Here is a 10,467-nt window from a genome sequence, read left to right as displayed (position 1 = left end):
TATTAGGCATGAGGCAAAGTCTCCTTTCATTTTAGGTTCTGGATAAACCTAGGGGGTACTTTGCCTTATTTTTTGCCTAAAAATGTTTACACATACTTTTATACATCATCATTATATCGGCGATTCCAACCAATATATCAGCGATTTTTCAATTATATCGACTTACCGACAAATCACGACAATATGAGCACCTCCCCATCCCCCACTTTCATCAATATATTACAATCTCTTTTATGCTAAAATATAGGTAACACCCTTTAGTAAAATAGATCCAAAAAAGCTTTTCCATATTCATCATTTACTACTTAAATGGCGGGAGTGGTTCAGTTGAAAGACTACTTAATTAGAGCATTTTTTGCGTTAATAACAGTTGGGATTGTCTTACTTATAGCTAATATTTTCAATATACGTATCGAGGTTAAAGACTATGCTTTCCTCATTGTCTTAGCAATTGGTGGCGGCTGGGGTGGCTGGTACTTGTATAAAAAACAAAGTAATCAAAATGATAAAGGCATTCCAAAGTAATACGGAATGCCTTCTTTTATTGCCGTCTATAATAAATAATAAAATTCAAACCGCTAATACAACCAATCGCAATAAACATACAAAACGATTGTGGATCTCCACTTAAATTATACTCATCAACGATAAACCCAATCATAAACAACGTAATCGCAGAAACACCGATACACAATATCGAAATAAACCAAAGCGAAAATTCATTAATTCGCTCTTTCTTCTGTGTTGAAATAATTAGCATAACAAGAATAGATGCTGCTAAAATACATTTAAAAACCGGCCTTAAAAATACGAACTCCTCCATTTATTTCTCCTTTTCCCAAAACATTACACCTTAACATTAACATATTTAACCAAATTAAAAACACATGCCTTTTCAAGATAAAATGACATGTGTTTCCAAAAATATCTATACAATTGTATTATGATAACTGCTTCCACTTCGTTCCTAAAACAGGACGCTCGTAATTTTGTATCTTATGAATGAGTGCATCTGCCGTCTCAGCGGCAACGATTAACTCTTTATTCGATGGATTCATAAATCCCTCTTCCGCTGCGCGTTCAACCATTTGCAAAATTGGTCCATAAAAATCTTTTATGTTCAATAAACCAACTGGCTTATTATGTATACCAATTTGTGACCAACATACTGCTTCAAATAGCTCTTCAAACGTTCCATATCCGCCTGGCAGTGCGATGAAAGCATCCGCAAGCTCTGCCATTTTCGCTTTACGTTCATGCATCGTTTCTACTTCAATTAATTCTGTTAACCCTGTATGAACGATTTCTCCTCGAAATAGACCGCGCGGCATAACACCTGTTACACGGCCACCTAAGCGAAGAACTTCGTTTGCTACTTCTCCCATTAATCCGACGCAAGAACCACCGTATACAAGCTCATACTCGTTCTCAACAAACATTTTTCCTAACGCTATTGCCTGCTCTTTGAACTCTGGTCTCTCCCCTAAGTTGGAACCTGCAAACACACAAATCTTTCTCATCCTCACACCCCAAAACTATATATTGTTATGATACAATGAACATTGTACAACATATTGAGGGGATGAGAAAGAAATGGATATCGTCGCATTTCAAAGATGGGTGGAGGAATTTTACGAAAAACGAAGCTGGTCACAGTATAATGCTTTTATTCGCTTAAATTTCTTAACAGAGGAAGTTGGGGAAGTTTCACGCGTCGTTCGCGCAATTGAAATCGGTCGCGATCGTCCTGATGAAGACGCGAAAACAGAAGAAGAGCTAAAACAAGAACTAAAAGAAGAACTTGGTGATGTACTATCTAACCTTATTATTCTTTCGCAAAAATATGATTTAGACTTACAAGACATTATGGACGCACACGTCACAAAGCTTTCGAAAAGGTTCGAGACATCCAAATGAGAATATTATCAATTATGGTATAATATTCTTGTCACAATACTAAGGGGGATTTTATGTTATCTAAAAAATTGCACGACGCACTAAACGATCAAATGAACTTTGAGTTTTACTCTGCCCACGCTTATATGGCAATGGCTGCTTACTGTACAGCCGAAAGCTACGATGGATTCGCTAACTTTTTCCTTGTACAAGCTGAAGAAGAGCGTTTCCACGCGATGAAGCTTTACAACTATATTAATGACCGCGGTGAGCGCGCTATTATTACTGGATTTGATAATCCGAATAACGAATATGAATCTGTACTGAATGCTTTTGAAGTGGCACTTGAGCATGAGCGTGAAGTAACGAAACGTATTTACAACTTATCTGATATCGCTTGGGATGAGCGTGAACACGCAACAATTACATTCTTAAAATGGTTCGTCGATGAGCAAGTAGAAGAAGAAGCTTCATTCGATAGCATCATCCAAAAATTAAAACGTATTACAAGCGATTCAAACGCATTATTTATGCTAGATGCTGAATTAGAGAAACGTACATTTACGCCTCCAGCTGAGTAGTATTTCAATCACCTTAATGAATGGATTAAGGTGATTTTTTTATTTGCTTTCTATCTTAAAATCACCTTAAAATTCCTAGCATTTGACATAGAACTAGTTAAAAAATGGTATTATTTTCAATATAAAGTGAAACTTTGGTCCGTGGGGGGCGTTCATCCACCACGGATTATTAGTTGAACTAATCGGGTCTTTACAGGCAGTTGATCTCCCACCTAATCTCTTTGCCCCCGGCAAATTTTGAGGTGGGAGTCTTACTGCTCGTTAATGCTGGATAAAACAATATGTGAGGAGAGAAAAAATGAATCAACGTGTAGAAGCTGTTGATGCAATTCGTGGTTTCGCTTTATTTGGCATTTTACTTGTTAATATAACATTAATTCAATTCGGGTTATTCGCTAATGAAAAACCCACTTATATTTTCGGAAAACTCGATGAAAGTGCTAATTGGTTTATTCAATTTTTCGGCACACAAAATTTCATTTCCCTATTCTCTTTTTTATTTGGGCTTAGCATTATTTTGTTACAAAAAAGTATTATCGCAAAAGGAAAAAAGTTTTTCCCCACATATATAAGACGTATTAGCATTCTTTTACTACTAGGTTTCATTCACGGTACCTTTATTTGGTCCGGAGATATTTTATTTGCATACGGACTTATCGGGATTTTCTTAATGATGTTTATAAATAGAAAACCAAAAACATTATTGATTTGGGCAACTATTCTACTCGCACTCATTACACTTATGTCTTATCAAACTGATCCAAATACAAATATTAATGATTTTGCTTCTTATATTGAAAAAGAGCATAAAGTTCATGAAACTGGAAGCTATATGGATCATGTCAACTTTAGGTTAACTGAAAGTCCTTTCGATTATATTGGGATTAACGGTTTCTTCGGACTAGTTTTCATATCAATTTTCGCAATAATTTTTATGTCCCCACTTTTCTTACTCGGAATGTATGTAGGAAAAAAGGGCTGGCTATTTGAGATTGATAAACACATACCTTCTATCAAAAAGATTTGGCTTATCACTGGTATTTTCTCTTTTACAATTAAAATCTTAGCCATGTTCGTAAAGCATCCAATTTTAATTATGTTACAAGATGGCCTTACATCAGTAACCATGACCTTCTTTTACGGAAGCACAATTATTTTATTATTCCATTACAAAAAAGCAACCCGTCTACTAACATACATGGCCAATATGGGAAAAATGTCGGTTAGTAATTATTTGGCCCAGTCTATTATCACAACAACAATTTTTTACGCATACGGCTTTGGCTTATTCGGTAAAATCGGCTATTTCTTCGGTATTCTTTTAACGATTGGAATCTATACAATTCAATTATTTGCTAGCACATATTGGCTACGGAAATATCGAATGGGGCCTATTGAATATATATGGAGGCTTGGAACTTATTTGGAGAAACCACGTTTTAAAAGAAACTTAGATAAAGCAAGCTAAACCAAAAAAAGCAATGAGCCCATACGCTCATTGCTTTTCTTATTCTTAAAGCATAACCCCAACGATAACCGCTGATAATATACTTACTAATGTTGCACCGTATACAAGTTTTAAGCCAAATGATGATACAACGTTTGCTTGTTTGCCATCGATACTCTTCGTTGCACCTGCGATAATCCCGATAGATGAGAAGTTCGCAAATGATACAAGGAAGATAGATAAAATACCTACTGTACGAGCTGATAAATCACCAGCTACTTTACCAAGGTCAAGCATTGCAACGAATTCGTTCGTTACTAATTTTGTTGCCATAATTTGTCCTGCTGTTAGCATCTCTGATGTTGGGATACCCATTACGAATGCTAATGGTGAGAAAATGTATCCTAAAATGCTTTGGAATGTGATTCCGAAAATTGAATCGAACACACCATTAATTGCTGTAATTAATGCTACGAAACCAATTAACATCGCCGCTACTGTTACAGCGATAGAGAAACCAAGCATAATATATTCGCCTAACATTTCAAAGAATGTTTGCTTTTTATCTTCTTGTAATTCTAAAATGTCGTCTTCTTCTTTCACGTCATATGGATTAATAATATGAACGATAATGAATCCACTAAATAAGTTTAATACAAGTGCTGTTACTACATATTTTGGATCAATCATTTTCATGTAAGAACCGACGATTGACATCGATACTGTTGACATGGAAGATGCACAAAGTGTGTATAAACGATTTTTCGGTAATTTGCTTAATTGATCTTTTACTGTAATGAATACTTCCCCTTGACCAACAATCGCAGCTGCTACTGCATTATATGATTCTAGTTTTCCTAAACCGTTCACTTTACTTAATAGGAAACCGACTGCACGAATGATAATCGGTAAAATTTTAATATGTTGTAAGATCCCAATTAATACTGCTAAGAAAATAATTGGTAATAATACTGTTAAGAAGAATGGTGCTTGTCCATCATTTGCTAGACCACCAAATACGAAATTAACCCCTGCTTCCGCAAATTTTAAAATAGCGCCAAACCCATCTGCAATCCCTTTTACTAATACAAATCCGACCTTTGTATTTAGTAAGAAATATGCAAGTACCAATTGAATGACAAGCATAAGTGCAATTGGTTTATATTTAATTTTCTTACGATCTGAACTGATAAGGAAACCTAGTACAAATACTACAAGTAAACCGACTAGAAACATTACTATTTTCATATGTGAATCCTCCACTTCTCCCACGAGTTATTGGTCGTATAACGAATGACGTCTGACCATTGATGTTAAAAAAATTTAAAACCCCTAAATACTATTCAACTGTTATCTAAAATCAGTAAGCGTTTACATAAATTGCAATTTATTAAAGGTAGCCTCTTCTCTCCTACCATACTTGAAAGTCTGAAATTGATACCACCTACAAATCAAATTGTAAGCGTTATCTAACTGAAAAGCAATATAAATTTAAAAAGATTTTTATATGTTAATATATTCCTAATTAATTGGTTTTTCTATGCAAATTTACCATAAAAAAATAGCCCTAGCTATGAGCTAGGACCATCTTTTTTATAACATAACACCAACGATAATCGCTGATAAAATACTTACTAATGTCGCACCGTACACAAGGCGTAGACCGAATGATGATACAACATTTGATTGATTTTCATCGATACCTTTCGTTGCCCCTGCAATAATGCCGATAGATGAGAAGTTCGCAAATGATACAAGGAACACAGAAAGAATTCCAACTGTACGAGTTGATAAATCACCCGCTACTTTTCCAAGATCAAGCATCGCAACAAATTCGTTTGATACTAATTTCGTTGCCATAATTTGTCCTGCTGTTACCATCTCTGCTTGCGGGATACCCATTACGAATGCTAATGGTGAGAAAATATATCCCAAAATAGCTTGGAATGTAATACCGAACATGGAATCAAACAAGCTATTAATTGCTGTAATTAATGCTACGAAACCAAGTAACATCGCTGCTACTGTAATCGCGATTGTAAAACCAAGCATAATGTACTCGCTCAGCATTTCAAAGAATGACTGTTTTTTCTTATTTTCTAATTTCAGTGTATCTTCTTCTTCTGTAATATCGTACGGGTTAATAATATGAATAATAATGAAACCACTAAATAAATTTAATACAAGTGCTGTTACTACATATTTTGGTTCGATCATTTTCATGTAAGAACCGACGATTGACATCGATACTGTCGACATAGAAGATGCACATAATGTATATAAACGGTGTTTTGGGATTTTACTTAATTGATCTTTTACTGTAATAAATACTTCCGCTTGCCCAACAATGGCAGCTGCTACTGCGTTATATGATTCTAATTTTCCTAGACCATTTACTTTACTTAACAAAGTACCAATAGCACGAATAAATATCGGTAAAATTTTAAAGTGTTGCAGAATTCCGATTAAAACGGCAAAGAATACGATTGGTAATAACGCTGTTAAGAAGAATGAAACCTCTCCTTTATTAACAAGGCCACCAAATACGAAAACGATTCCAGCTTCCGCATATCCAAGAAGCGCGCCAAATCCATCTGAAATTCCTTTTACTAAAATATAACCAACTTGTGTATTTAATAAGAAATAAGATAACGCTAACTGAATAACAAGCATAATTGCGATTGGTTTATACTTAATCTTCTTTCGATCGGCACTTATAAGAAAACCGAGTACAAATACAACGAGTAATCCTACAAGAAACATAACAAACTTCATTAATAAAATCCTCCATTTAACTCTTCATTAACGTTGAACGTCTGACCACTCAAAACGAGAAATAATCCGAACTTTCCATTTCTCCTTTAAAACCTTCAATCGGATAGGAAAAATCATAAAACCTCTTGTTTCAAAGGCATTTTCCATTCTAACATAAATCACAACTCATATCCGCACTTTTCTTTAAAAAATTACATTTTATTATAAAACATCTATTAATGTTCGTCTTTTACTATCTGCAAATAACTGAATAAAACAAAAAAATGAGCATCAAGTTTCACTTGATGCCCATTCCATTATACCGCTTTTTCTTTATCTGCTACTTGCTCTTCCCAGCACTCTGTATTTTTCAGACCTGGAATAGAATTTGCATAGAAGACTGGATCTTTTCCTTGTTTCTTTTGCTTTACGTAATCTGATAATGCTGCAAAAGCATACTTAGAAAGGAATACGATTGCAACTAAGTTAATAACAGCCATAATACCCATGAATAGATCTGCTAAATCCCAAACGATTTGAATTGTTGCTACAGACCCTAACATAACCATACCAAGTACAGCAATGCGGTACGCTGTTAATAACACTTTACTTCCATTTAAGAATTCAATATTCGTTTCACCATAGTAATAGTTACCTACTAATGAACTAAATGCAAACAAGAAGATTGCAACTGCTACAAATATAGAAGCCCATGGACCGATATGTTGACTTAATGCTTGCTGCGTTAATTGAATACCATTTAAATCAGCTGCATTATGCACATCTGATAAAAGAATGATAAATGCTGTACAACTACAAATTAATAATGTATCTGTAAATACCCCTAAAGTTTGAATAAAACCTTGTTTAACTGGGTGCGTTACGTTTGCAGTCGCAGCTGCGTTCGGCGCACTACCCATACCTGCTTCATTTGAGAATAATCCGCGTTTTACCCCTAATAAAATCGCAGCACCTAATCCTCCGCCTACTACTTCTTTAATTCCGAAAGCATGTAAGAAAATTTCTTTAAATACATACGGAATTGCCGTAATGTTTGTTACAACAACGAATAATGCTACTGCTACATAAATAATCGCCATCACTGGAACAATCATTTCAACCGCGCGTGCAATTCGCTTTACTCCGCCAAAAATAATAACTGCAAGTAAACCAGCCATTACAAGACCTACTAATCTACTATCTGTTTTGAATGCCCCATCAAAAGCAGCTGCTACAGTATTAGATTGTACAGCGTTAAAAATTAATCCGAAACTTACTGTTATTAATACAGAGAAAATAGCTCCAAGCCAGCGCTTATTTAAACCCTTTTCCATATAATACGCTGGACCACCACGGAACGTATTCCCATCTTTCACTTTATAAATTTGCGCTAATGTGCTCTCGACAAATGCAGAAGCACCCCCAATTACCGCGATTAACCACATCCAAAATACTGCTCCTGGACCACCTGCTGAAATTGCAATAGCTACACCAGCTAAGTTACCAGTACCTACACGAGAAGCTGTACTCATACAAAAAGCCTGGAATGATGATACACCACTCTTCTCTTTTTGTGCTTTCCTCGTTTTCGAACTTGCCCCATCCCCAAGCAATCGAATCATTTCACCGAAGTAACGAACTTGGACAAATTTCACACGAAATGAAAAGTAAAGTCCTAACCCAATTAACATCGCAATAATGATATATGACCAAAGGACATTATTTATATCCCCAATTACCTTAGCTAAAAAATCCATAATTGCATTGCCCCCTCTTCCTAACAATAAGAAAATTATATTCTAAAAACTCTTAGTAATCAAGAACTTTATGTTAGGTTTTCTAACACGAGTAAGTTAACTTACTTAACACATGTGTTTTTTTACGCAAAATTATAACTAGTACGCGCATTTATCCAATACTAAATCACTCATCCTATGTGACCAGCCATACCTTTAAGACAGTACGTTCCCTACAAATAATATGAGAAATGAACAAACAAAAATTATATTAACAATTACCTCTCACCCTTTTCATCCTTTACTACAACAAAAAAGGCGAGCATCGAATTCAACTCGATGCTCGCCTTTTCATTTACACTGCTTTTTCTTTATCAGTTACCGCTGACTTATCCCAACACTCTGTATTCGTTAAACCAGGAATAGAATCTGCACGGAAGACTGGATCTTTTCCTTGTTTCTTTTGCCTTACATAGTCTGCCAATGCCGCATACGCAAATCGGCCAAGAAGTGTAATCGCAATTAAGTTTGTGATTACCATTAGACCCATAAATAAGTCTGCCATATTCCATACAACTTGAAGCGTCGCAACAGAACCGAATAATACCATTCCCACTACCGCAATACGGTAAATTGTTAACCAAGTTTTACTTTGTTTAATGAATTCAATATTTGTTTCACCATAATAGTAGTTTCCTAAAAGTGAACTAAACGCAAATAAGAAAATAATAATCGCTAAGAAGCTACTTGCCCATGGGCCAATTTGTGAACTTAATGCATTTTGTGTTAGTTCAATACCTTCTAAATTCGTTGCTTTATATGCACCAGAACATAGTACGATAAATGCTGTTGATGTACATACTAAGAATGTATCTACTAATACGCCAATTGTTTGAATAAAACCTTGTTTTGCTGGATGCGTTACATCAGCTGTTGCTGCCGCGTTCGGCGCACTACCCATACCTGCTTCGTTCGCAAATAATCCGCGCTGAATACCATATTTCATCGCAGCACCGATACCGCCACCTACAGCTGAATCTAAGCCGAATGCACCTTTAAAGATTTCTGTAAACACATCTGGTATTAAATAGAAGTTTTTAATGACAACGAAAATAGCTACCGCAATATAAATAAGCGCCATTGGCGGAACAATCATTTCCGACATACGTGCGATACTTTTTACACCACCAAAAATAATAACTGCAACTAATACAGCTAATACAATACCAACAATATAACGTTCTAAACCAAATGCATTTTTAAACGCTAATGTAACTGTATTTGCTTGTACTGAGTTGAAAATTAAACCGTAACTAACTGTAATAAGAATAGAAAACCAAATTCCCATCCAACGTTTATTTAAACCTTTTTCCATATAATAAGCAGGACCACCACGGAAGCCACTACCATCTTTTATTTTATAAATTTGCGCAAGCGTACTTTCTACAAAACTTGAAGACGCTCCGATAATCGCAATCACCCACATCCAAAATACTGCGCCAGGTCCTCCCATAGAAATAGCTAACGCTACACCAGCTAAGTTACCGATACCAATACGAGCTGCTGAACTCATACAAAACGCTTGGAAAGAAGATACACTACCTTTTTTACGCGTCTTTCCAGTTAATCCATCACTCATTAATCGAATCATTTCCCCTAAATGAGTAATTTGTACGAATTTCAATTTAATAGAAAAATAAAGACCTAAACCAATTAACATCGCAATAAGAATATATGACCAAAGAATTGTATTTGTTGATGAAATAAATTGCTCTAAAATATTCATACAATTAACCCCTCCTTTTCTCCATAAAACGAATTATATTTAAAAAACATTCAAAAATCAACATTTTTCGACAATTTGCAATTTCCAAATATTAGCCAAGCTCGCAGTAACAATCTCGTTATGACTACCCTCCCTCTAACTGTGCATACTAAAACAAAAAATAAATTCACAAACAACACTATTGACAAAAATACCAACATGTAACTATAATGATTACAACAAGTTGTAACAAACTTAATTACAACACATTCATTCACTTTCAGATAT

Annotated in this window: 10 protein-coding genes; 4 read left to right on the top strand and 6 right to left on the bottom strand. The window is 35.1% G+C overall.

Annotation, left to right across the window (positions count from 1 at the left end; translation table 11 throughout):
* Window positions 1-327: 327 nt before the first annotated feature.
* Complete coding sequence (locus tag ACTFSI_RS19380; protein ID WP_000656318.1) at window positions 328-525, top strand: hypothetical protein; 198 nt, start codon at window positions 328-330, stop codon at window positions 523-525.
* Between the two features lie 16 nt (window positions 526-541).
* Here ACTFSI_RS19380 and ACTFSI_RS19375 read toward each other — a convergent pair whose 3' ends face one another.
* Together ACTFSI_RS19375 and ACTFSI_RS19370 are read right to left on the bottom strand one after the other, a co-directional pair.
* On the bottom strand, window positions 542-823 hold the full coding sequence (locus ACTFSI_RS19375; RefSeq protein WP_000390888.1) for a hypothetical protein: 282 nt from the start codon (window positions 821-823) through the stop codon (window positions 542-544).
* A 118-nt stretch (window positions 824-941) separates the two neighbouring features.
* On the bottom strand, window positions 942-1,505 hold the full coding sequence (locus ACTFSI_RS19370) for a TIGR00730 family Rossman fold protein (RefSeq protein ID WP_179192343.1): 564 nt from the start codon (window positions 1,503-1,505) through the stop codon (window positions 942-944).
* Between the two features lie 88 nt (window positions 1,506-1,593).
* Between ACTFSI_RS19370 and ACTFSI_RS19365 the strand changes: the two genes are divergently transcribed.
* The 3 genes from ACTFSI_RS19365 (at window position 1,594) to ACTFSI_RS19355 (ending at window position 3,945) form a co-directional block, all read left to right on the top strand.
* Complete coding sequence (locus tag ACTFSI_RS19365; RefSeq protein ID WP_000355748.1) at window positions 1,594-1,917, top strand: MazG nucleotide pyrophosphohydrolase domain-containing protein; 324 nt, start codon at window positions 1,594-1,596, stop codon at window positions 1,915-1,917.
* A 53-nt stretch (window positions 1,918-1,970) separates the two neighbouring features.
* Window positions 1,971-2,477 carry a ferritin gene (locus tag ACTFSI_RS19360; protein WP_000949392.1) on the top strand — a complete coding sequence of 169 codons (507 nt, stop codon included), beginning with the start codon at window positions 1,971-1,973 and terminating at the stop codon, window positions 2,475-2,477.
* 298 nt (window positions 2,478-2,775) lie between these two features.
* Complete coding sequence (locus ACTFSI_RS19355) at window positions 2,776-3,945, top strand: DUF418 domain-containing protein (protein WP_440045568.1); 1,170 nt, start codon at window positions 2,776-2,778, stop codon at window positions 3,943-3,945.
* Between the two features lie 45 nt (window positions 3,946-3,990).
* Here ACTFSI_RS19355 and ACTFSI_RS19350 read toward each other — a convergent pair whose 3' ends face one another.
* The 4 genes from ACTFSI_RS19350 to ACTFSI_RS19335 all read right to left on the bottom strand — a co-directional run bounded on the left by ACTFSI_RS19350 (window position 3,991) and on the right by ACTFSI_RS19335 (window position 10,200).
* Entirely contained in the window at window positions 3,991-5,172 is a 1,182-nt protein-coding gene (locus ACTFSI_RS19350; RefSeq protein ID WP_000706846.1) for a NupC/NupG family nucleoside CNT transporter, read from the bottom strand.
* Window positions 5,173-5,517: 345 nt separating this feature from the next.
* The gene (locus ACTFSI_RS19345; protein WP_000673853.1) at window positions 5,518-6,699 is read right to left on the bottom strand and encodes a NupC/NupG family nucleoside CNT transporter; all 1,182 of its coding nucleotides are present in this window, start codon (window positions 6,697-6,699) and stop codon (window positions 5,518-5,520) included.
* A 296-nt stretch (window positions 6,700-6,995) separates the two neighbouring features.
* Complete coding sequence (locus ACTFSI_RS19340) at window positions 6,996-8,435, bottom strand: alanine/glycine:cation symporter family protein (protein ID WP_000346385.1); 1,440 nt, start codon at window positions 8,433-8,435, stop codon at window positions 6,996-6,998.
* A 334-nt stretch (window positions 8,436-8,769) separates the two neighbouring features.
* Entirely contained in the window at window positions 8,770-10,200 is a 1,431-nt protein-coding gene (locus ACTFSI_RS19335; protein WP_044791154.1) for an alanine/glycine:cation symporter family protein, read from the bottom strand.
* Between the last annotated feature and the right edge of the window lie 267 nt (window positions 10,201-10,467).

Source organism: Bacillus cereus group sp. MYBK101-2 (assembly GCF_051918845.1).
GTDB lineage: Bacteria > Bacillota > Bacilli > Bacillales > Bacillaceae_G > Bacillus_A > Bacillus_A paranthracis.
The sequence above is the reverse complement of the archived record's forward strand: the minus strand, read 5'-3'. Positions and strand labels throughout refer to the sequence as shown.